Annotated in this window: 12 protein-coding genes; 1 reads left to right on the top strand and 11 read right to left on the bottom strand. The window is 51.6% G+C overall.

The features are described from left to right. Positions 1-135 precede the first annotated feature (135 nt). Positions 136-1914, bottom strand: coding sequence for an ABC transporter ATP-binding protein (locus RIC19_RS14905; RefSeq protein WP_350179129.1), 1779 nt, complete (start codon positions 1912-1914; stop codon positions 136-138). 64 nt (positions 1915-1978) lie between these two features. On the opposite strand from RIC19_RS14905, the gene RIC19_RS14900 reads away from it, so the two are divergent. Beyond that, positions 1979-4255: a choice-of-anchor B family protein gene (locus RIC19_RS14900; RefSeq protein WP_350179128.1), complete on the top strand. Its 2277-nt coding sequence runs from the start codon at positions 1979-1981 to the stop codon at positions 4253-4255. Between the two features lie 76 nt (positions 4256-4331). Here RIC19_RS14900 and RIC19_RS14895 read toward each other — a convergent pair whose 3' ends face one another. The 10 genes from RIC19_RS14895 to RIC19_RS14850 all read right to left on the bottom strand — a co-directional run bounded on the left by RIC19_RS14895 (position 4332) and on the right by RIC19_RS14850 (position 24737). After that, a complete protein-coding gene (locus RIC19_RS14895; RefSeq protein ID WP_350179127.1) occupies positions 4332-11015 on the bottom strand; it encodes a T9SS type B sorting domain-containing protein in 6684 nt (2227 codons plus the stop codon). 126 nt (positions 11016-11141) lie between these two features. Continuing rightward, positions 11142-12095: a PorP/SprF family type IX secretion system membrane protein gene (locus RIC19_RS14890; protein ID WP_350179126.1), complete on the bottom strand. Its 954-nt coding sequence runs from the start codon at positions 12093-12095 to the stop codon at positions 11142-11144. Between the two features lie 658 nt (positions 12096-12753). After that, positions 12754-13722 carry a glycosylasparaginase gene (locus RIC19_RS14885; RefSeq protein WP_350179125.1) on the bottom strand — a complete coding sequence of 323 codons (969 nt, stop codon included), beginning with the start codon at positions 13720-13722 and terminating at the stop codon, positions 12754-12756. A gap of 87 nt (positions 13723-13809) precedes the next feature. Continuing rightward, positions 13810-15036, bottom strand: a complete 1227-nt coding sequence (locus RIC19_RS14880; RefSeq protein WP_350179124.1) for a DUF6089 family protein — start codon at positions 15034-15036, stop codon at positions 13810-13812. Between the two features lie 383 nt (positions 15037-15419). Beyond that, the gene (locus RIC19_RS14875; RefSeq protein ID WP_350179123.1) at positions 15420-16367 is read right to left on the bottom strand and encodes a magnesium transporter CorA family protein; all 948 of its coding nucleotides are present in this window, start codon (positions 16365-16367) and stop codon (positions 15420-15422) included. A 57-nt stretch (positions 16368-16424) separates the two neighbouring features. Beyond that, positions 16425-17732, bottom strand: a complete 1308-nt coding sequence (locus tag RIC19_RS14870; protein WP_350179122.1) for an ABC transporter permease — start codon at positions 17730-17732, stop codon at positions 16425-16427. Positions 17733-17843: 111 nt separating this feature from the next. After that, the gene (locus tag RIC19_RS14865; protein WP_502930842.1) at positions 17844-19961 is read right to left on the bottom strand and encodes a glycoside hydrolase family 97 protein; all 2118 of its coding nucleotides are present in this window, start codon (positions 19959-19961) and stop codon (positions 17844-17846) included. Positions 19962-19984: 23 nt separating this feature from the next. Then, positions 19985-20680, bottom strand: a complete 696-nt coding sequence (locus RIC19_RS14860) for an SIR2 family NAD-dependent protein deacylase (RefSeq protein WP_350179121.1) — start codon at positions 20678-20680, stop codon at positions 19985-19987. A gap of 65 nt (positions 20681-20745) precedes the next feature. Next, positions 20746-23205, bottom strand: coding sequence for a DUF5723 family protein (locus RIC19_RS14855; protein WP_350179120.1), 2460 nt, complete (start codon positions 23203-23205; stop codon positions 20746-20748). A 20-nt stretch (positions 23206-23225) separates the two neighbouring features. Next, positions 23226-24737, bottom strand: coding sequence for a hypothetical protein (locus RIC19_RS14850; RefSeq protein WP_350179119.1), 1512 nt, complete (start codon positions 24735-24737; stop codon positions 23226-23228). Between the last annotated feature and the right edge of the window lie 235 nt (positions 24738-24972).

Raw genomic sequence — 24972 nt, 5'->3', positions numbered from 1 at the left:
ATGAACCCCGCAGAAATGCGGGGCAAGCTCTGACTTCCTCACTAAATTTTCATTTAGCCCGCTAAACTCAAATTTAGTGACTTTGCCAGAACCATAAATCCTTGATTTTCATGACGAAACCGCTCCAAACATGCTCTAAATCGACCGGCTCTTGCCCTGCGGGATCGCCTCTATCAGCTTCTTCGTGTATTCGTTCTGCGGTTTTTCGTAAATCTCATCGCTGTTCCCCTGCTCGACAATTTTTCCCTGGTTCATGACAATCATCCGGTCAGACATGAACTTCACGACCGACAAATCATGAGAAATAAAAATGTAGGTGAATTTATACTTCTCCCGCAGCTCCATCAGCAGGTTCAGGACCTGCGCCTGCACCGATACATCAAGTGCAGAGACGGATTCGTCACAAATAATGAACTTAGGGTTCAGTGCCAGGGCACGGGCGATAGCGATGCGCTGCCGCTGCCCCCCCGAGAACTCGTGTGGATAGCGGTCAAAATACTGAGGAGGCATATTCACCGTTTCCAGCAACTGCAGGGTACGGTCCCGGCGCTCTGCGTCTGAGTTGTACAACCCATGCACTTGCATAGGCTCCATAATAGCTTTGCCAATCGTCATCCTCGGGTTGAGGGAGGCATAGGGGTCTTGAAAAATGATCTGCATATCCTGCCGCAATGGTTTCCATTCTGCTTCAGAAAGGTCGAGCAGAGACTGCCCTTTGTACAGCACCTTGCCACTTCTAACCGGTGCCAGTCCGAGCAAGCTCCGCCCCAGGGTGGTTTTCCCGCAACCAGATTCGCCCACCAGGCCGAGGGTCTCCCCCGGGTACACCTCAAAGCTTACATCATCCACGGCGCGGATGAAAGATTTGGGCTGCCCCCAGAAATTATGCTTAGCCGGGAACCAGGTCTGCAGGTTTTCTACTTTGAGAATGGGCACCTGCTGCTTTAACAGGCGGCTTCGGCGAAGTTGCGTCAGGGCCGGCACACGTTGCCCCCGGATTACAGACTCCAGGGTCACCTCTTTTTCAACAATCTTTGCCCCTCCTTCCTCATCGGTTTGGATCTCCATAAAATCACTGACAACCGGCAGACGTTTGAGGCGGTAGTTGAGTGGAGGACGGCAGGCCAGCAAACTCTTGGTATAGGGGTGCTGCGGATTAGAAAAAAGTGTGTCCACCCGGCCTTCTTCCACAATTTTGCCCTTGAACATTACCAATACGCGGTCTGCAATTTCCGAGATCACCCCCAAATCGTGGGTAATGAAAAGTACAGAAGAGCCCAACTCATCTTTGACCTTTGCCATGAGCTCCAGAATCGTTTTCTGAACCGTCACATCAAGGGCAGTCGTGGGCTCGTCAGCAATAAGGACGCCAGGGTTGCAACTCATGGCCATGGCAATCATGACCCGCTGCTTTTGCCCCCCGGACAATTGGTGCGGATAAGCCTGGTAAATCCGGTTGGGGTCTGGCAGCTGTACGGCATCCAAAAGCTGCAAAGACTTCGCTCTGGCTTCCTTCTTCGAAAGCTTCAGGTGGTGGCGCATGCCTTCTGCAACCTGCTCACCACAGCGAAAAACCGGATTGAGCGAGGACATAGGCTCCTGAAAGATCATAGCCAGCTCTTTGCCCCGGTAGCGGCGCATATCCTTACGAGGGAGGCCCCGTAAATTGACCCCGCTTTTCCCGGGTTCAGGGAAGTACTCGACGGTACCCTCCAAAATATGCCCCGGGGTAGGAATCAACCGCATAAGCGACAAAGCCGTCACCGACTTACCGGACCCCGATTCGCCAACAATACCAAGGGTCTCTCCCCGGTAGAGGTCAAAGCTAATCCCATCTACCGCCCGTACCTCACCTCTGTCTGTAAAGAAAGAGGTTTGGAGATTTTTTACTGCTAAAAGCTTATCTTTAGTCATGTATTTGTTTTCCTTCCCGTTCGAGTATGGCTCGAGTGCTCGCTAAAATAAATAAAAAATCATCATGCAACGACTGCTTATCTTGCTGCTTATTTGCTGCAGCCCGATTTTAACTTACGCTCAGGACAGCCTCAACCTGACTGCCCTGTCGCAATGGGACGACAACAGCCTCCCCACTCTTGGGTCCCTGAGTTACAATGATATCTGGGGCTACACGGCACCCGATGGGCGTGAATACGCGATTCTGGGCAATGTAGGCACTACCGTTTTCTTTGACATCACCACTCCAGATGCTATTGTGGAAGTAGCCCGTATACCGGGCCAGCTCAATTCGATCTGGCGGGACTATAAGACCTATGGGCAATACGCTTACATGTGTGCCGATCAGGGCGCAGAAGGCCTGACTATTTTTGACTTAACCCAATTGCCGGATACCGTCATCCAGGTTTACCAGAATACCGCTTTCTTTACACAGGCACATAATATTTTTATCGATGAGGACCACGGCCGGCTTTACGCCGCCGGCGGGAACAACCCTTCCAATGGCGTGACCATCCTTGATCTCACCCAGGACCCCGCTGCCCCTACCCTTTTGGGCAACCCGGTACTGCCTGCCGGTGGCTATATTCATGATATCTTTGTAAGGGATAATATCGCTTACTGCTCGCACGGTACGAGTGGCCTTTCCATTTATGACTTGTCCGACCCCGTAAATCCGGTGACGATGGGCACCCTGACCAACTACCCGGAGCAGGGCTATAACCACTCAAGCTGGCTCCATGAAGATGGTGATCACCTCGTATTCGCCGATGAAACCTTTGGGCGCAGCGTGAAAATGGTCGATGTGAGCGATCCACTGGAAATGGAAGTCATCGACTTGTTCAAATCGGAGTTGCTTGCCCCTCAGGCCACCGGGTCTATCGCCCACAACCCTTTCATCCGTAACAATTACGCAGTGATTTCTTACTACCACGAGGGCGTGCAGATATTTGATATCAGTGACCCGCAAAACGTGGAGCCGTTTGCTTACTATGACACCCATCCGCAGAATACCAACTACCAGGGGTACGATGGTTGCTGGGGCGTTTATCCGTTCTTCCCCTCGGGCACGATCATTGCCTCAGATACAGAAAATGGCTTGTTTGTCCTGCAGCCACAGGGGTGGAGCTTTGAGAGTGCGCCTGTTTTCTCCGCTACCCTTAGCCTCAGCGGCAGTGTCCGGTTGTGCGAGGGAGAAGAACTCAGCCTTTCGGCCACCCTTTCTGGCGACGGGTGGTTGTGGGAAAAAGATGGCGTGGCTTTGCCCGATCTACCGGCAGCCCCCTTAAGCATCGATGCACCGGGGCAGTACTATCTGGTCAACAACACCGGGACTTTCCCTCTCTATTCGGATACCCTTACCGTTAGCTATACCGAACTGCCGGCGTTTACCGGGTTGGATTCAGCTTACAGCTTCTGCCCGGGCGAGGCCCTGCAAATTACCTTCAGTGCCGAGCCTGGCTTTGACTCTGTTTTGTTGCAACAACAACCTGGCAATATCCCGCTGGGCAACTCCAACTCCGGGGTCTTCACTTTGCCGGAACCCGGAATTTTTACGCTTTCGGGTTTCTTAGAAGGCTGCACCGCCGAGTCCACACCATTTGAAGCCCTGCAGTTTCCTTCCGCACCTGCACCTGCGTTCTTGCCATTCATCCCGCCCCTTTGCGAAGGCGACAGCCTGGCTTTAAACCTGGAACAAAGCCTGGGTTACACCTACACAATTGGAACACTGGGGCTCACGTTCACTGACTCAATCCTGCTCTTTGTGCCAGCGGATATCTACGAAATCACAGCCACTAATGGGAGCTGTGACACGCTTTTCCTGCTCGGTGAAGAACCTGCACCTGTCCCCATGCCCGGCATTCAGCAAAATGAAGATACCCTACTCTGCGACCTGAACAGCAGCGGGCTGTTCATTTGGCTACTTGACGGCACTCCGGTTGACACGACGACGGTCCCTTTTTACCTTCCGGCTCAGGATGGCGAATATCAGGTGGGTGCGTATAACGAGGCTTTTTGCCTGGGCTTCTCAGACCCGCTTTTTTTCATGCTGAGCGGTACGGAAACCGCGGTACAGGAGCCACTACAGCTCTTCCCCAACCCCGTTCGGTATCAACTGCACCTCGAGGCAGCGGCTCTGGTACAGGAAATATTGATCTACAATGCACAAGGACAACTGGTTTTCCAGTCATCGGGCTACAATAGCCCCATCGACCTCAGCAATTGGCCGGCAGGGGCATACGCCATAAGCATTAAACTGGAAAAAGAAGCCTGGATACACCGCCGCTTCATCAAGCAGTAAGCCTCCCAAAGCACACAAAAGCCCGCTCTATGCAATTGCACAGAGCGGGCTTTTTTAGGGTTAAGATTAGGCTCCCTTACCGAAGTATGGTCACATCCCCTCTCAGGATTTCCCCTCCGCCAATATCCAGTCTCAGGATATAGTAGTAGGTGCCATCCGGCAAATTACTACCGTCCATATTTTGGCCCTCCCAGTTGTTGCTGTAAGGTGCCGCTTCAAAGACGATATCGCCCCAACGGTTGAAGATAATCAACTCGTTATTCTGATACTTGTCGGGATTCAGCAGCAGCTGATCAAAAACCAACGATTCATTGAGTCCGTCACCGTTTGGCGTGATACCGTTTGGCGTTTCGATCTCCATACTGTCGCGCTGTATTTGAACCTCTACGGAAGCGCTGTCACAAAGCGTTGGGCAATCTGCATTGCAGATTACATAGCCAAAGGCGTCCTGTGCAGGCCCAAAGAGCAGGGACGTCAGGGTGTAGGAAACCTCACCGTCACCCTGATCTGTTGCAGTACCCAGCGTTGGCTGATCCGTCAAGGCAAAAGTGAAGGCCGGTACCCCAGTTAGAATATCGTTGGACACCAGGATTTGCTGCGCCTGATTATTACCCTGATCAACGGTCATGATATCGTTGGCAGCCTCTGGAGCAAGCTGTGGCACAACAGTAATGCTGCTGGAGCTGAAGTCCGGGCAGCCTTCCTGAGAAAGCGTCCAGGTAAGCTCCGTCACTTCTTTACCGAGACCGTTTAACTGAGTCGCACTCAGGGTATCCGATTCCAGGGTACCGAGACCGCTGTTGACCGTCCACTGCCCGGTAAAGCCATCTGGAAGGTTCGCACTAATGAAGGCAAAGCCATCACAGAAAACGCTGTCCACCTGAGCCAGTGCATCAGGCAGACTGTCATCCGGTAAGATAGAGACCACTTCAGAAGTATCTGAGCAGCCGGTATTGGTATTCGTAACGATGAAGAGGTAGTCTCCTACTGCATCCACGGTTGCGGTCAGGTTGGTAACGGGCACCGGTGGCAGGCCCATACCGCCTGTGGCTACCCATTCGTAATCATAGATCATGCCCTCTGAAGAGCCTGTGCCATCCAGCGTAAGGGTATCGCCACAGCCCAGGATGTTGTCCGGAGCCGCACCCACAGCAATTGGCGTTTCGGGATCAAGCTCCACCGCTACTGTATCCATAGCTTCGCAACCATTGGTAGGGTCTGTTACGGACAGGAAGTAGGTGCCCGCAGCGTCTACATCCACCAGGAAGGAACCGGTAGCAGGAGAAACAGTACCCGCAGTAGTGGTCCACTCAATGTCAAAGTCACCGTTGTTGCCATAGGTGGAAGCATCGAGTGTGACGTTTTGCCCGGCACAGCCCAGGAAGTCGGGCATAGCGATTTCACCTTCCGGCGCAGTGGTATCTGCGGCTACCTCAAAGACTACCGTGGAATCACAACCATTGAGGTTGGAAGTCAGCGTCAGTTGGTAAGTGCCTGGTGCATCTACGTTTGCGGTAAGCGTGCCGTCATTAGGCACCACACCGCCACCGTCTACCACACTCCACGCGGTAGTGAAGTCGTTGGCATCGCCCGTAGGAGCCGCGCTGATCAGAATATCCTCTGAAATACAAGTGAAATCTTCCGGTGCTTCCTGCACGACTGAAGGCGGATTGGTGTCTTCACCAACCATGATGGTGTCTACCGTTGAACAGCCGGTAATCGTGTTCGTGACCATAAACTGATACATGCCGGGCGTTGTAACCTCAAGCGTTGGATCCGTGCCCAATTCCATACCATCGATATCCATCCAGCTGTAAACTGTAGTGTCAGGCAGGAAGGTAGAACCAGAGGCATCAAGCGCAATCGTTGTTTCTGTACACGTCAGTGAAGGGGATTCATTGGCAAACTGCACCACGGGGAATTCGCGGATGTCGTTCACAACAATTTCATTCTCGCCCACACAACCGGTAGTCGTATCGGTAACCATCAGCGTGTAGATGCCTGGCTCCAGAATACCAACTGTATTGACATCTCCATCGAATACCACACCGGCAGACCATTCGTAAACCAGGTCATTTGCTCCGAATAGAGAATCATTGGCCAGGCTCACTTCCACCTCAATAGTATCGGCAGCGTTGCAGTCATAGTCGATCAAACCAATATCCGTTGGTGCACCAAATACAATTTCCGGCACCTCACCTTCAATATTGACCTGTACCGGAGCCGAACCAGCAGAACAGCCGGATGTGGTATTCAATACTCGAAGCCGGTAGATCCCTTCATTCGTTACAGTTGTGGTTAGGACACCAGGACCAATATCCAAGGTATCTACCACTGCACCCCCTTCGATAACTTGCCAAATATAAACCAGGTTGTCCCCGGTAGAAGAACCTGTACCATCCAGTGTGCCGGTTGGGTTCAGGCAATCGAGTTGAAGCTGGTTCTCCACAACCACCGCCGTTGGCGTATCCTGATTGTCTTCCACCACCACGGTATCTGTCACCGCACAATTGGAAACCACATTTGTCAGGGTCAGCACGTAGATGCCGGGCTCATCCGTTTGTACAGTTTGCCCGTTTAGTGGCGAGATCAGGGTGCCTTCAATAGACGACCACTGATACTGTACGGTCACTAAGCTGTCGCTAACTGTAGAGCCCGTGGCATCAAGGGTCACCTGATTTGTGATACAATCCAGTGAAAGCTGGTCTGAAGCCAGCACTATCTCCGGTTCGTCATCAAGATCATCCACTTCCCTGGTTAGCATCGTTTCACATCCGGTCACATCGTTGGTCACCGTAATGGTATAAGTCCCCGCTTCCGTAACCCGGGCGATGGTGTCATTTTCGATTATGGAGATGTTACTGCCCCAGTCAACAGTGAAGGTGCCCGGGTCCAGATCTACACTTGCAGCGAAGGAGACTGTATCCCGGTTACAGTTAAGGTTCTGAGCCGGTGTCAACATCACAACAGGTGGTAAGGTATCCTGCACCACGAGGACCGTATCAGTTGCCACGCAGCCCGAAAGGGTATCCCTAACGGTCAGTACATACAGCCCTGGCGCACCTACCGGCTCCGTGATATTATTGCTCACATCGCCAAGTGAAAGGCTTCTCCAGTTGTACGTCACATTCGGCCCCTGCCCGGAAGCAGAACCATCCAACAAAGCGGTCTCACTATCACAGCTGATCAGCCCATCTACTGTAGCAATAGCTGCCGGCGGAATGGTATCGTAATTAACCATAACCATATCGGTTGCCGTACACCCTGTTGCTTCATCCGTTATGGTCAGGTTGAACGTACCGGGCACGATAACCGTAGGCGTCAGCAGGTCTTCAGTACCTGGCTCGAGCTGCCCACCGTCTGGAGAAGTCCATTCTGCCTGTACGGCGTTCGGGTTGGCATTGGTGACTACCGCATTGAGCTGCACTTCAGTTCCATTACAGTTGATTGCTGGTGGCGGATCCTGCTCAATCATCACCATCGGTAGTTCTGCCTCGGTAGAAACAACAGTGGAATCCAAAGCAGTACAGCCATTTTCGTTGTTGGTCACTTCAAAAAAGTAAGTACCCGGTGTGATGGTGGAGAAAGATTCCCCATTTGCCACTTCTGTACCGGCCATATCCAGCCAGCGTGCCGTGAAGTCCAGCACATCCCCGGCTACGAAGCCATTGAGATTGGCTGCATCATTACAGCCCACAAATACAGAGTCGGTGCCCGGGCTGGCTAATATAAATGGTGGATTGATGTCAACATCAATCGTGGTAGAATCGGTAATGCTACACCCGGTATCAATAAAAGAGACCGTCAGGACATAAGTCCCGGAGTCGGAAGCCATTATTGTATGCGTATCCGCAGTAAAGTCATTCGGCCCTGACCACAGGTAGTCGACATTATCGATAGAATCTACGGCAATAGATACAGCGGGGTTGTTGCAATTGATTTCAGCAGATTGCGGGCTCACCTGAATGGCACCTACGTCCGGCAGTACCGGAGGCGTAAGAAGGAGCGTGTCTTGCACTACACAACCGGAGCTGTCATCTCTGACTTCAAGGATGAAAGAGCCTGGCCCGATTGCAAGCAGGAAGCGGCTGTCAGTAGCTCCACAAATCTGTCCTCCCTGGGAAGCCGTCCATTCGTAAACAACATTAGGGTTTTCATTGATGGTAGTCGCTGTAGCACTGATGAAGTTGGCATCCGAACAGTCGCTACACTTCGCAACGCGGTCGGGCCCTACATCCACAAACAGGTCAAAGCCCCCCACTGGCACAGTGATGGTATCGGTTAGGGACAAACCAGAGTTGTCCAGTATCGTAACGATCACTTCCCCTGAGCAAAGGAAACGCGCAGTATTGCCAAACTGAGGAGGGGAAGTTTGCCAGCTGAAGGCATAAGGCGGCACCCCACCAGAGACAACCAGTTGTACTTCACCATCGCATACACCGGGGCAGCTTTCGGCAGTCACAATCGCCGTATCAATAAAGAGTTTATCATTAATGCAGAGCTCTGCTGGTAAATCGAGCAGGCTACCGGGGCCATTGCCCGTTGATACGGTCGGGCTTGGTATTTCATTGACCGAAATCGCGTAGCAGGTATCAGCAGGGCCGAGCAATTCAAAACACATTTCGAAGATCACTGCAGAGTCTGCTAACAATAAAGGCTCAAGGCTGGTGAAATCGATACAGGCAGCACCTACGGGTTCTGCATCAAGGTTGAAGTTCAGGTTGGGGATGAGGCCCGGGTCAATAAACTCTGTAAAGTTGAGCGAACCGGGTGCCCAGTTTACACAGAAGCTGGCTCCTGTGATATCTTCAAACTGCCCGACCTGAAACGGTACACATACGGTGTCGCGCAAGTCGCCTTCCACTTGTCCGCCAACCAACCAAAAGCCGTCCGGGCTGAGGATGCAGTAGTCGCCACCGATACCGGAAAGGCCAACATCTTCGTTATTGGAACTTGAAGTAATAACTTCAGCCACCAGCGGGTCGCTGGCAATCTGAACCACGTCGCAGATACCTGCGAGCGCTTCATCATCAGGAATTTGAAAGCACAGGGTAAAGAGGGAAGTGCCATCGGGTAAGGTTACCGGAGAGGAAGGAGCCCAGTTGTCAAATAGAATTTGACCATTCTGGAAGCTAATGAAGTTGAAGTTGGCAGCACTGGCACCCGGCAGGTTGATGTTCTGCAAACCTCCAACGAGCAGAAACTCCAGGTGTTCGGGTTCCCAAACGATACTGAACTGCATCTCTTCCACATCGACGAAGTTGTTCACCATAAAGTCGAAACAGAGGGTGTCTCCCGGCTGCCCCTGCAGGTCTCCGGTCAGCTCCATGACGACGCCCGGAGGCTGATTGACCGTCACCTCACAGTTTGTGGGGTTGATCCCGATATTTCCACCGTTATTGATTTCTCCAACATCCGCATTATTGTTGATGAACTGGAAAGGGCTGTTTCCGCCAAGCCCGATCACATCGAAGCAGACCTCAAAAATCACGTCCCCTTCTGCACGGGTTTGAGGGGAGCCGTCCCACTCAAAGCCCAAAACACCGTTTTGGGTGTTCAATTCGTTAAAGCCGGTACCATTCAAGCCCGGCAGGTTAAAGCCCTGCACACCGGTGTATTCCAGGATACTTGTATTCCATTGCATCAAAAAGCCCAGGTCGGTGACATTCTGGAAGTTGCCGCCTGCTTCTACCGCTACGCACACCTGATCGTTCAGGGTTACCGGATCACCGCAGTTCGCCACGACCTGTACGCCTTCCGGATTACAAGTACCTACTTCGATCACACCCGGGTTTTGCCCCACCTGAATATTGGAGAACCCATTCATAAAATCATTAGTCGCTTCGGGCCGGAAGAAGGGTTGCCCGGGCTGTTGATCCGCAATAAATACATCAAGATCACGTGAGCAGGAACCAGGCTTCAAGCGCAGACAAAGCTGGAAAATGAGTGTAGAGTCTGCGAGCGACAAGAGGTTGGCAGGAGGTGGTGCGCCCCAGGATACAGTAATGCTCCCTTCCTGAACGCCCATAGCCGAGATCGGGTTACCGATGTTACCCGGACCAAAGTTGGGCAGGTTTTGGGGGATGATTACGCTTTCAAAAGAAGCCAGCGTAGAGTCCCATACCACTGGAAACTGGAAAGACGATAAGCTATCCAGGCCCGATACGGAGAAGTCCAGACAAACCAGATCGCCCTCATTGCCCTGGCTGTTGCCAATATCAATGATGAATGGGCGTACGCAAGTAGATACAAAGGCAGGCTCTACGAAGGTTTGGGTATTCACACAGTTACTGTTGTCTTTGGTCGTGTACCGGTCCGGACCAACGGTGACTGACGTTGAGCTACCGTATGTCCCGATTGCACGCAGACACAACTGAAAAATCACTGGCCTGCAGGTATTATCGCAATCATCGAGGGTCACGCCTTCCCCGTCATTTATCGTACTGCAATCTTCCACCTCCCACATCGTATTCAGGGAGCCGGCGCTGGTCTCCGTAAAGTTGGCAGCACTAAGTCCAGGCAGGTTGAAACCCGTGACCTGAACAAATTCGAAAGCGGTAGAATCCCATAAGATATTGAAATCAGTAGTCGCGATGTTGGAGAAGTTCTGCACCGTCACATTGATACAGATTTCTTCATCAAGACAGGGCGGTTCCTCTGGTTGCTCGAAGTACATGGTGTAAGCCACGTTTTGAGCCTGTAGAGACAGCGCCCCGAAAAAGAAGAAGCACAAGGCTAGAGAAAAAGTATATTTTTTCATGAGAATACGGAAATTGGGAAGTATGATCGGAAGATTCATGGGACTAGCACATTTTAGTGGCCCACCGGGTTGGTGTCGGTCCATTAGAGTAAGCAGTATAAGTGTTTGTTGTTTCAGCCATTCTGATTAGCGGTACAGCGACATCGTTAAGTTGATCTCGTGGGTAGAGCCCGCAGTGGGCCCAAACGAGCTAAAGGAATAGTCAAAGCCATAACCGATTCTGAAAGTATTCTCATAACCAGCCAGGTCTCCGAGCATAACGCCTGTTTCGAGATGGGCAGTGCCCGCTGTGGAGGCTCCCGCGCCTACCCAGAAATTCACGGGCGTAAAGTAGCGCAGGTTGAAGTCCACGTTGGTAGGAGCACCCTCGGTGTATTTTACCCAAACCGAAGGTTCCAGGAAGCTGTCGTCGTTGAGGAAGGCATAGAAGCCAAACATACCATAATAGTGTTGTACCCGCTTGGTGCTGTATTCTCCTTCTTCATTTTGGAAGGTCAGATCAAGCCCGAACACCTGTGGCACGGACAGTCCCCCGTAAATCATATTATCATTACGCCCGACCATGCGGTAGTAGTATAAGCCTACGCCCACATCCGGAAAAAACTGGGACTGATCTGTAGTACCAACAACATCGCCCTGCTCACGCAGGCGTATTTGAGAAGCATCGACCCGGAAATTCACCGCACCGGCGCTTAGTCCAACGACGAAGCCACTGGTTTCCGGATCACCGGATACGATACCGGCAACCCGTCCGTAGGCCCCTGTGAACCCGGTTGGGCCGGTCTGATCATTAATGACATGGCCACCAGCCATGAACGTTACGCCAGAGCCGCCAAGATGCATATAAGAACCGCGCAGCGTCTGTGTAGTCGGGGCGTTTTCTAACCCCACCCACTGGGCACGGTAGGAACCACCGAAAGTAATATTTTGACCAAAAGCCAGGAAGTCGCTTTCTACGGCGGCAGGATTAATGACCGTAGCATTCTCGCGGTATTGCGTAAATAAGGAAAGCTGCTGGGCATTGAGGCTGGCAGCAGCTACGAGAACCAGGAACAAAAGCTTGTACTTAAGTCGCGTCATGGGATGAGTTTTTGAGATGCGCAAATTTAGAAAATTTATACGCTCAGAAAACGAATGATCTGTTATTAATTATAAAAAATAACATATAAAAATATCCAAGATGCGTAAAAAGATGCAGTACAAGTGACTGTGCAGGCAAGAGCACTTACACCATTCATCATTAGTTCTAAATTAATGAGGGTGTAATGCCGAAGGTAAGGAAGTAAGCAGTAGTCCTGTTATCCCAACCTCAATCCAACATGTATTGTAGTCTGTACCTCTAAAAGCTCTTGATAGGCTGTACGTTAACTGCAGGCTGTTATTTTAAGAACGCAGAGCGTCCTCTCTTATTTCCTGAAGGCTATGTACAAGCCCTTCACTTGAGAAATTAAGCGGGCGCACTTTACTGCGACTGCTGCCCGGAAATCCACCTTTGCGCATGACAAATTACCGCGTTTTTCAAGCGAGACCAAATTTAGGGGTTTGGTTTTAGATTAGTGTATTTTATCTATGATAATTTTAGCGCCTGTTGAAATACAGCCGCGCTCTTTTTTAAAGCGCAAACCAAAAAAGGCAGGCTTTATCTACTGATTATCAAACCACTACACTTCAATGACGGGTACGTCCTGATGGCTTCAGGGTACTCATGGGCAGGGTTGTTAAACTTTCCTGGTTGCTTTTAGGATTTTAAGTAGTGTAAGCTGTCCATTACGGTTGGCACCGCTTGTGTGGAGACCACATACATAAAGCCTTTGTGCAGGGCATACCCACCGTAGGTGCCATCTTTACGTAATGCCAGGAAGCATACCTGGAAGTCTTTGTGTCCTTTCTGCTTTTTTACAACCCGTTCTACCGCTGCTTTGCAGGCTTCCTCAGCAGTACGTCCCTGCCGCATCAGTTCAACCACCAGGAAGGAACCACAGACTTTCACGATGGCTTCGCCCATGCCCGTTGCTACTGCACCGCCCACTTCGTTGTCAACAAACAGGCCAGCGCCAATGATCGGGGAGTCTCCTACCCTGCCATGCATTTTGAAGGCCAGCCCGGAAGTCGTACAGGCCCCGGACAGATCCCCGTTTTTGTCCATAGCGAGCATACCTATCGTATCATGGTTTTCTATATTAATGATGGGCTTGTATTTAGCTTCCTTCTGCCAGTTTTTCCAGGCCGATTCTGCTTCCGGGGTCAGCAGGTTTTCGGCTTCAAATCCGTTTTCCAGAGCAAATTGCTGCGCGCCCTCGCCTGCAAGCATCACATGAGGGGTTGTTTCCATAACCTTTCGGGCCACAGCAATCGGGTGCTTGATGTCTTGCAAAAAACATACGGAACCGCAATCCCCTTCGGCATTCATTATGCTGGCGTCAAGGGTCACGTTGCCGTCCCGGTCAGGCCGGCCGCCATATCCCACTGACATGTCTTTGGGGTCTGCTTCCACCGTTTTTACGCCAATTTCTACCACATCCAAAGCTGACTTTCCAGACTCCACAGCCGACCATGCGGCCTGATTCGCTTTTTTATTATTCCAGGTAGAAAGCACAATAGGGCCATCGGGTGCAGCGGGAGGGACACCATGCATCAGTAATGGAGCAAAGGTGAGCCCGATAGCGCCACCGAGGGATTTTTCTAGGAATTTTCTTCTGGAAGACATGTTCGTTTTGGTTGATCGGATTATATAGTTTTGTGGCCGTATACATTGGGCTGTCTCCGGAAAGGTACAAATTCTTTTAAAAAATCTTCAGAAGTTGAAGACGCCGGGTGCCTGCTGATAAGGAAGGACCGGCAATGAGATATCCTCAGGGGGGCTTTTTGGGGCAGGGGTCAATCTTTTGAGCCATTCAAAAAACGGCATAAAGTTATCTTCCAGTGCTTTGAGGGATTCCAGTTCTGGGCTTGCCTGGCAACGAAGGGCTTCATCAGCCAATGTGCCATCGGCATCGGTATCCAGGGGCGGGCAGCCTAAGCGCCCTTTCGGGCCAGGCAATCGGGGGCAGTGATCATCAAGGTCAGCCAACCCGTCGGCATCGGTATCGGGGCAGCCTTCAGTGTGCGTGCTCCCCCAAACCTTGGGGCAGCGGTCTTCCCGGTCGGCAATCCCATCACCATCGGAATCCGGGCAGCCGTTTAGCCGGGGCAGCCCGGGCTCGCCCAGGCAGAGGTCTTCGAGGTCTTCCACCCCATCCCCATCTTCATCCGGGCAACCCAGTGCAGACCAGTTGCCTTTGATTTGCGGGCAACGGTCTTCTTCGTCAGCAATCCCGTCTTTATCCTGATCTTTAGGCAACAGCCGGAAGGTCACCGTAAGGGCAGCCGAAGGCATCCAATCATTCGTAGCAGGGTTGCCGGCCTGGCTAATACCGTCCAGCAGGTCGGTAAATGCCGCAGCCGTACTGAACTCAAAGCCCAAGACCATACTTCGGGTCACATCTGCTTTGATACCGATCCCTACCGGTAGCAGGAAACTGTTTTTAGGATAGGTCTGTGAACGGTCCTGTTCCACTTCCGGGGCTTTAAACTCGGCATTAGCTCTTTCAAAGGTAGCATCAGCAGTGTAAGCCATCCAGCCAGCGCCGAGGTAGAAGTAAGGGGAAAAGATACGCTTAAACTGCCTGGAGCCGGGATAACGTCGCTGCCCGAAGGGTTCCCACTCCAATGCCACGGTAGCTGTGCCAACTGTAGACTGGAACTGATAATTTCTGTTGGTGAACCGGGGCAGGTCTTCCCCGCTAAAAGAAGTGTACGTAAGGTTGGTGCGCAGCGCCCATTCCGGATGAGGATAGTACCGGACCAGAAAGCCGTAGAGCCCTCCTGTTTCGTCCAGCTCCGGCAGCATCGTTGCCGTAAGCTCTCCCTGATAGCCCGATAAGCCTGCCAGAAAACCGCCCTCCCATCGTGCAGATTGTGCCTGCAATTGCCCCGACAGCAGTACCGCCAGGGCTGTGTAGTAAATAGTGTGTAGCCTCATTGTTTATCGAATTCACAGCCGGAAAGCTCCCTCCGGCAATACCACGTTTTCACGTTACATCTGGTAACGTTGTTTATTTTCCTTTTCAGAGCGTGTTGGGGCTTTCGTAATCGACCTGCGAACTGTTAGTTTTCGAGTGGAAAACCAGAGTACCAGCACGCTCTCAGACAATTGGATCGGTACACCCTGAACCGGGGAGCCATCAGGATATATTCGGATGAAGGGGGGCAAAGATTTACTACACAAGGTAAAGCATAACCGTAATATATCAAAAAAACGAATAAGAATTAACATGTTTTGACCCACTAAGAGCTCGTTGGCATTTTGGACTTCTAGCCGAATACTAACAGTTCGCAGACCGATTACCAGAGTCCTAACAAGCTCTAAAACAACCGCTTACGCTGAAAGTACCAGGTAACCAACAGGCTCAGGCTGATAGAAACCGCAACGATGATAGGCAGGGCGTAGGATTCGCCCTCCAAAGGCAGCGGGATATTCATCCCGTAGAAGGAAGCGACTAAAGTGGGCACCATTAGAATGATCGTAATCAGGGTAAGCCGGCGGATGGTGATATTGAGGTTATTGGAAATGATAGACCCATAGGCGTCCATCGTCCCGTTGAGGATGTTGGTGTAAATATTCGCCATCTCCAGGGCCTGACTATTGTCGATGATGATATCTTCGAAGAGGTCAGATTTATCTTCGTCATCCCTGATTTTCAGAAAGTCAGTGCGCTTCATTTTCATTTTCAGCAGCTCATTGGCGCTGAGAGAATTGACAAAGTACACCAGGCTCTTCTCGATACTAAGCAATTGTTTGAGTTCCTTGTTGCGGCTCGAGTCGTAAAGCTCTTTCTCAATAAGATTGCGCTTCAGGTTGAGTTTTTTCAGGCAAGTCAGGAAGCGGTACACATTTTGCTCCATAATCTGCAGCACAAACGCGCTTTCATCATTGGGGTTAAAGCCTCTGACTTTGCCATCGAGAAACAACTGCAGTACCGGGTTTTCGTAGGCGGTGATGGTGATAAACTGTTCCGGGGTCAGAATGATCCCGATGGGCACCGTGATATAGATGGCGTCATTCTCCTCCTCAATTTCATTCAGGATGGGCGTGTTCACCACAATGAGGCGCACATCGTCCTCCCGCTCATAACGAGACCGTTCGTCGATATCAAGGGAGTCGGTCAGGAAATCAAGTGGAATATCAAACTGTTGGGAGAGTTCTTCCAGTTCCTCGTGGCTGAATGGCGGCGAGATGTTTACCCAGCAGCCATACTGCGGCTCTTCAAGCTCCCGTAGGGTTCTGTCCTCTTTGGTGTAATACCGGATCATGGCTGCTCTTGGTCATTTTGAGGAATCGGACTTCGCTCACAAACATACGATTTCTCATCACTTAAACCTAATGGCTTTTACAGGGCTAATGCTGGTGACCAGGTAAGAAGGCAAAAGCAAGAAGAGAAGAGTGATAACGAGCGTGCCTAAATTGATCAGCAGTATAGGCAAAGGCTGCAGGGCAATCGGTGCGGTGCTGAGGTAGTAGTTTTCCTCAGACAAACGAATGAGTTCAAATTGGTCTTGTATCACACATAGCCCAATACCAAAGAGGTTGCCCCAAAAGAGCCCAACTACAATAATATAGGCAGCATAGTACAGAAAAATCTTCCGGATGCCCCAGTTGGAAGTCCCCAGCGCTTTTAGGGTCCCGATCATATTGGTCCGTTCCAGGATCAGGATCATCAGGGCCGTGACCATATTAATGATCGCTACTATGACCATCAGGGTAAGAATGACCACCTCATTAATATCCTGCAAATCAAGCCAGTCAAAAATTTCCGGCAGCTTGTTGCGGATGCTTTCGGCATACAGGTCCGGTGGCAGTTCTTCAAAGTAAATGTACTCCGTGAGTGGGTAGAGGTCGTCAATATCATCAATGAAGACTTCAAAGCCGCTGACCTGATCTTCTCTCCATCCCAACAGCCGCTGTATCTGCCGGATGTCGACCAGCGCAAATTTCTGGTCGTATTCTTCCAGCCCGGTGCGGTAGACGCCACTTACGTAAAAGCGGCGCTGCAGCTGCTCGCCTTTCTCCACGAAGTGCACGATGAAGGTGTCTCCGGTATCGACCTGCAGGCGCTTTGCGGTTTGAGCCGAAATCAGGATATCCTTCGACATTTCGTCCTCCGGAAGTGCAAGCCGTTTGCCGCGTTTAATGTACTGGTCCATAAATGCCCAGTCGAAATCCTCCCCTACACCTTTCAGGATGATCCCTTCTATATCCTGCTCATCGCCTTTACCGGCTTCAATAATACCGGGCTTAATGGCGAATGTCTGAATATGCCGGATGCCGCCTTTTGTGGTGTACGTCCGCTCCACCCGCTTGCCCATAAAAGGCTCCTTGATGAGGTAAGTGACCCCTTTGATGGTATCAAGATGCGGGTAAAAATCCTGGTCTTTATCAATAGGGAAAGCTTCCAGCATTGACCGGTTGATATCCGTATCCGTGATATGGATATGCCCCCAGAAGCCAAAAATCTTAGCCCGGATTTCCTGTTTGAACCCCGCGATCAGTGCATTGGAGCAGATCATCACGGTTACGCTCAGCGCAATGGCCACGACCGCAATCCTGATGATCAGGCGTGAAAACGAAGCTTGCCCCGTGGCGGCTACCCGCCTTGCTATGAAGTAAGGGAAATTCATATGCGGTCAAAGATAACGGATTCTTTGACAAATCCTGTACGCAAATGAACTGGCTTGTCCTCTTCCGTAATACCGAAAGAGGCCCGTTCTGTTTTCTGTACACGCAAAGGTTTACCGATAGGTTTGCAACCGCTCTTCGTCTTCAGCTGTGGCCGGTACCAGAGTCACGGCTGTGCCACCTCCCGGTGCCAGGTTGAGTTGCAAGGTGGTGCTCTGATCCACCAGAAAAGACTCCATCAGGAAGGCGGAGGGGTTTTCATCCCAGTGCGCGCCTTCCCCATCTTTATAGATAGTGGCTTTATAATTAGCTCCTGCCGGCAGGAAGTCCAAGGAGGCTTTCAGTTCCCGCTCCTGTTCGTCGGTAATGCTGCCCAGGAACCAACGGTCGCTGCCACGCTCCTGACGGGCAATCGTGACATAATCCCCAACCTCCCCATTCAGTACCTGGCTTTGTTCCCAGTCTACGCCAACTTCTCGGATAAACTGGAAAGCGGGATGATCTTCGTAATACTCCGGCAAATCTGCCGCCATCTGCACCGGGCTGTAAATGACCACGTAAAGCGCCAGCTGATGCGCCAGTGTGGTGTTGACCTGACTGTCTTCCTTGTAGGGAGCCAGCTTGAGGTTGAAAATGCCGGGCGTGAAATCAATAGGGCCGGCCAGCATACGGGTAAACGCCACGGTAGGCAAATGGTCAGGCGGGTTGCCCCCCTCTACAGACCAGGCGTTGAATTCCTGGCCGCGCAGCCCTTCTCTTGAAATCGCGTTCGGGAAGGTCCGGCGGATCCCTGTGTCTTTGATCGGCTCGTGGGCATTGACCGCTACCTGGTACTCTGCGGCTGTTTCCAGCACCTTGCGGTAATGGTTGACCATCCACTGCCCGTGGTGGTATTCACCAGCCGGGATGATTTTCCCGACGTACCCGGTCTTGACCGTGTGGATGCCCAGGCGCTGCATCAATGCGTAAGCCGTATCCAACTGCTGCTCATAGGTGCGAGGGGCAGCCGACGTTTCGTGATGCATGATGAGGTCCACGCCCTTCTCTTTCCCATAGCGGACTACCTCTTCGATATCGTAGTCCTCATAGGGGGTAACAAAGTCAAAAACACCTTCCCGGTCTTCAAAGCCAATCCAATGCTCCCAGCCGGTATTCCAACCTTCTACCAGCACCGCACCAATGTTGTTCTCCGCAGCAAAATCAATATACCTTTTGGCATTCTCTGTCGTGGCGCCGTGCTTTCCGCTCGCCAGATCCCAGGAGGACTTGCCCAGGTGCATTTCCCACCAAATGCCTACGTACTTCGTAGGTTTGAACCACTCCACATCGCCTAGTTGATTCGGCTCATTGAGGTTTACAATGAGATTCGACTCCAGCAGGCCGACAGCATCCGGGCTGACCTGCACCGTGCGCCAGGGTGTGTAAAAGGGTAGTTTCCGCTTCACTTTGTAAGGTGTGCGCTCCGAGCCGACCAGATTGCTCGTTAGCTTGTACTTTTCCGTATCCACCATCAGGGTCATGCCGGAGTAATCAGTGAGTGCAGCTTCGTGAATACTCAGGTGCAAGCCCGAGGCGGTGCGCATAGTGACCGGCGTGTTAACCGCATTGACCGGGATGGTCGTTTGCGCCAGGTTGGGATGATCGCGCTTGCTCAGGGCGTCAATTCCGGAAATGGAAGTCTCGTTGTACAAGTGCTCGTAGATATCCCAATCGCCGGGAATCCACCAAGTGGTGTGGTTGCCGGTAAGCTGGAACTCAGTGCGCTCTTCCGCAATCTCCAGCGTTTCTAAGCCCTCCTGCTCCGGAAATTCGTAGCGAAAGCCAAAGCCCTCATCATATACCCGGAAGACCAGGCGCATTTTCCGGTTTGGAGGGGGGACTTCACGGACCTCTACGGTCAACTCATTGTATTGATTCATGACTTCCCGTTGTTCGCCCCATGGCATTTCCCAGGTATCGTTCAGTGCCCGGGTGGAATATTCTGCCATTTCAAAGCCGGTACGCAGAGCCGGTGCACCTGTCAACTCAAAACCAAGAGCCGAGGTGTCCAGAATGGGTGCGTCCTTGTACTTTACCCAATACACCGGTGACCCCTCCTCATTCAGGGTAAACTGCAACTGCAAATCACCGTTTGGAGAAGAGATTTCCAGGAGCTCATCCATGGTCGTATCTTTTGTGCAACCTGCCAGTAAGGTAAGCGCCAGTATCGGTAAGAACCAATTGTATGTCATGTAATTTTCTGGTTTTCGGTGGCTTAATTCACTTTCATCAAATCTTCAACCACAACCGGAACGCCCTGGGTGGCCGGTGCTTCAATGACCTGGAGTTTTTTGATCTGACTTAGCTCATGATTGATAGAAGGCTTCGGGTCTACGTAGTAGATCTTCCGGGCTTTTTGGGCAAATCCTACAAGGCCGGCGGCAGGGTACACTTGCATGGAACTGCCGATAATAAGGACAATATCGGCATCAATCACTTCCACAGCGGCTTGTTCCAGCAGAGGCACGGATTCTCCAAACCAGACAATATGAGGCCGCAACTGATGCCCCTTTTCGCAAGTGTCTCCCAGCTTAAGGTCTTCTTTCCACTCATAAACCAGGTCAGGTGCTTTCGTGCTCCGCGCCTTAAACAGCTCCCCGTGCAGGTGCAGTACATTATTACTGCCTGCCCGCTCATGGAGATCGTCTACATTCTGAGTCACTATTGTAGTTTCGTAAACACCCTCCAGTGCCTTGAGGGCTTCGTGCCCGCTGTTGGGCACTACTTCATGTAACTGCTGGCGGCGTTGATTATAGAAATCAAGAACGAGTTCCGGATTTTTACGCCAGCCCTGGGGCGAGGCTACTTCCATTACATCGTACCCTTCCCACAGCCCATTGTCGTCCCGGAAAGTCCTGATGCCGCTTTCGGCACTCATGCCTGCGCCTGTCAATACCACAAGTTTGTCCATTTCTTCTGTCCTGTATGTTTAGATACCTAAAGATACACTTTCGTAACAGACTGGAAAACCCGAATCTAATCTCTTAACTTCAGTAAAGAGGCCTTAACATAACCGTCCCAACCGCCCATCGACACTTTCCACCACCATTCATTGGTTTCTTCCAGCAGTTTTAGTTCTGTGCCTACTGGCATCCGTGAAATCACACGTGACGTGGAATTCGGCTCCTCCCGCAGACTAGTCCTTTGGGTCAGCAGGTAGGTGATGTAGGGTGGCTGCAACGTCTCGGGAAACCGGGTATCGGCCGCCTCTGAAGCCCCTTCATCCTGAGGGGCATCAGGTTCTGGGATGGGCTGCGGCTTAGGTTCAGGGGCTGGTGCCTTAGGTTCAGGAATAGGCTCTGGCTCGGGTTCCGGCTCCAATATCTCGGCTGGCACAACCGGGCTGAGCTCGGGTTTGGGTTCGGCTACTTCGGGCTTATCAATGACCGGTGACTCAGGCTCTTCCGGAACGGCTGCTTCCGGAACGGGCGTAGCAGACACCTCTTCGGCAGCGGTTTCCGGTGCCGCTGCTGCCTGGGCTTCTGGTTTCACCAGAAAAACAACCTTGTGAAGTTCAGATTTGCGCCCGGGCTCGAAATCAACAAACAGGCTATCGTACCCGCTGGATTTAACAACAGCCTGATAGGGGGCTCTCTCGGCAGTCAGTTGCAGATTTACCCGGCCACCAAAGGCCTCATCTGTCCGGATCAGCTTAAAATAACCACCTTCCTCAATCCGGAAAATATCCACCGTTGCTTCCTCAATCAGGCCAAGGTCTTCATTATCCCGCAGTTCGAGCCTGAAAGGAAAAAGCTTCAGCCCTTCCGAATTGGCCGGGTGATTTTCAGGATATACTTCCTCACTACGGTCTGAAGGAGCCGTCAGCAGGTCTGATGGTGCTGATTCAGTCAGTTCTTCGGAAGGCGCGGTCGTTTCCGGTTTTGTATTTTCAGCAACTGAGGGCTCAGGTACGGGTGAAATGGTTTCTTCCAGGCGCTCTTCTTCATTGGCCCCGTCATCCGGAGTGGGAAGCTCCGTTGCAGGCTTGCTGTCGGCTACCACCGGGGCAGAGGGTAGATTGACAGGATCAGGCATTTCAGCATCCAGCCCCCGGGCAGCGGCCAGTTTCAGGTCAGATTTTTTGCGGCCGAAAGTCAGATTGAGTCCCGCCCGGAAGTTGGTCCCGTCCAGGCGCTCCTGATTGACGACCGAGGACAGATTGTCAGCGATGGCGTAGACTTGCAAGGGGCCCAGTTTTAAAGCAGCATTGGCGCCAAAGCTGTTGAACGTGCCATTTTGCAGTGTATACATCCCTCCCAGGCTCATAATTCGCCCCAGAGAGAATCTAGTGCTCAATGACAGTGCAGTAAAGGTGCCCCCGGCAAAGAATTCATTGTAAAGCAGTCCGCCAACATCCCAAAAGGGGAATAGTTGATAATTAGCGCCCAGGTACGTACGGGGTGCCAGCGCTTGTGTGTAGCCCACGTTAGACACTGCCTCGAAGGTCCCTACGGTATCGATACCGGGAATCACCTCAAAATCTTCACCATCGTCAAGGTTTACAGCGTCTACGCCTTCGAAATTTACCGTGCCGGTGAGGTTGATCTGTTGGGTGGCATTCTCCCACTTTATGCTGCCCAGATTGAGCAACGAGGCTGAAAAGGTCAATCGGTCGCCCATGAGGTATTCGCCCCCCAGGTCAACAGACCAGCCATTGTTCCGGTTGGTAAATTGCCGTAGCCCGTTACCATTCTCCGGCTCAACGCCATCTTCATCCAGCGCATCCCCAAAATTTTCAAATCCTTCAATGGTCTGATCCAGCAAATTAAATTGTCCGGCACCGTAGTAGAAGACCCGGTAATTCATTGCTGCTGTAGTTTGGTAAACGTCGCTGCTTTGGGTCAGGACCAGACTGCTGCGGTCGGTCACAAAACTTGCACCGCCCAACAACCGGTTGACGCGCACACCTACGGCCAGGCGGGGGGTTACTTCATAATTCACCCCAAGCCCTATTTTCTGATAGGCCATCATATCCATAGCCGGGCCTATATCCAGCGGCTGATCGAGGTAATTTTCCGTGCCTTCCCAGACGGTCCGAAGCAGGGCTTCCGGCAGGGTGAGTTTAGTATCAGCGACTGTACTGGTGGACAGGCTTACGAAAAACTTTCCGATACGCCCGCCCAGCCCAAGCCCGTCAATGATGGTGGAGTTCTTAAGGATCAAATCCCGCTCCAGCTCACCAACCACACCGTCCAGATTGAGGTAGTTCGTGTTTTCAGTGCTATTGTACTCGAACAACCGTTCCTGATTAATCCCGATAGCATTCAGGCTCGTATGTACAGAAGGCAGGGAAAAAACGAACTCCTGCCTGGGGAAAAAGCCCGGATTAAGGTGTGTGGCATTCCAAACATCACGCATCTGGTACAATCCATATTCCTGAGCGGGAAGCGTACTCACCACCAGCAAAAAAGCAGTTACTACGACTAAGCGATACATATAAGGAGGGGTTTTTGAAGTTAAAATCCAGCCAGAATGCCTAAACGGACCCCTAGGGTGTAGGTATCCAGCATACGGGCAGCGGTTGTTCCGCTATTGGGGCTTTCTAAGGTCGCAATGACCCGTGCGTTGATGGTCCTATTGAGTACTTGCTGCAGTTGATCCCCGTTAAGTTCACTTTCCAGGGTAGTCGCCCGGATGCTCTCCACAGAACCGTCTGTGCGCAAATTACCGGAAGCAACCAGCTGCGGGCCCTCCTGGAACAAGGAGTCAAAAACCATCCCGCTATCGTCCATAAACTGTAGCTGCATCCCCACTTCCAGCGGGAATCCATTCTCGGCAACCATCTTGAAACCAAGCCGGTCCAGATCTTCCAAATCTGTCAGATCTACTTCAAAAGTATCGACAATCTGGAAGCCTTTAGCCCGGGCATAGAGCGGGATTTCCACCTCAATATCAATATCCACTTTCACTGAATCGGTCAGATGATTGGTAATTAGGTTGTTTTGATTGGGGTTGGCGACTGCACTGAAAGCGTAGTCTAGCTGAAAAGGAATACCCGAAATCGCCGTCACGATATTGGAGTTATCCTGGTTGAGGCTTAGCAGCGTTGGCTTAGCCTGCCCGACTTCGTCAATGGAGGGGAAAGCAAACAACAGCCCACTGCTCAACAGTGGATTATTGAGCGGAACGATGCCGTTGCGGTAGGTATGCAAATTGAAGGTATCCGAGTTCAACTCCAGCGGCACCCCCATCGTGTTGTAAAAAGTCAGGTTGATAACCGGCTCCAAAAATTCCAATTCACCGGCTTCCCAGTTGTCCAGGAAAGCAAACATCAGCGAATCGCCCGAAAGGTTTACTTCAAACTTTCCAAAATAGCCTTGTATATAGGTGTAGTCCATCTGTTCAATCGTGACCAGAAAAGAGGGCAGGTCAACAGGGCTGTTATCTGAGACCAGATTTGCCGTATAGACCGTTTCAATATCTTCATCCAGAACGAGGTCGTAGGCAGCGAGGTCTACCGTGCCGGTGGTTTCCGAGGCACCGTCCATGCCGGCCGGTGGTAGCGTAGCTGTTATGGCAAGGCTGCTACCGTTTAAACGGAGGTTGGAAAAATTGAGCGTGAAGGCTACTGATTCCGCGAAAGGATTGAGCACCGTGTATTGGAACAAGCCTGACTTCAACCGGATAAGCTCATAGCGGTAGTCACCGGGAGCCTGATAAGTTACCGTTTGCTCTTTTTCAACAATCGGGATCGGAATAGTAGGCAGGGGGTCAATCTCAAATTCAGGGTCTACTGCCAGACGGTCCTGATACACAACCGTCAGCCGATTGGCAATATCGGTCTGAATAAGGCTGCCATCATCCAGGTCATCAAGCAAATCGTTGATACTGAAGGAGGTATTGATAAGGGGTACCCCGAAGGCAGGGTCCCAGTTCTCGGGCGCTGCCACTTCAAACCGTTCAGGGAAACAGCCGGACAGGAGCACAAGGGCAATTCCTGCCAGACAGGTAGAGGGTAGGTATTTCATATGCATTTACTTTGCTTGGGTGGTCTTTGAGCCGCTATATTGACATAACGCCTCTAAGTGCGTGTCGGGACTTTAGTAATCGGCCTGCCCCGGTGAACCGGGACACTTTCCTGCCTGTGTCTCGTCGCCTGTGGGCTTTGGCCACCGGAGACCGAAGTGTTCGACACGCAGGCAGGTCGTCTAACCAAAAAATGGTTAGTTTTCGACTGGAAGACAAAAGTACCAACACGCTCTA

Source organism: Phaeodactylibacter sp. (genome assembly GCF_040219495.1).
Taxonomy (GTDB): domain Bacteria; phylum Bacteroidota; class Bacteroidia; order Chitinophagales; family Saprospiraceae; genus Phaeodactylibacter.
The sequence above is the reverse complement of the archived record's forward strand: the minus strand, read 5'-3'. Positions and strand labels throughout refer to the sequence as shown.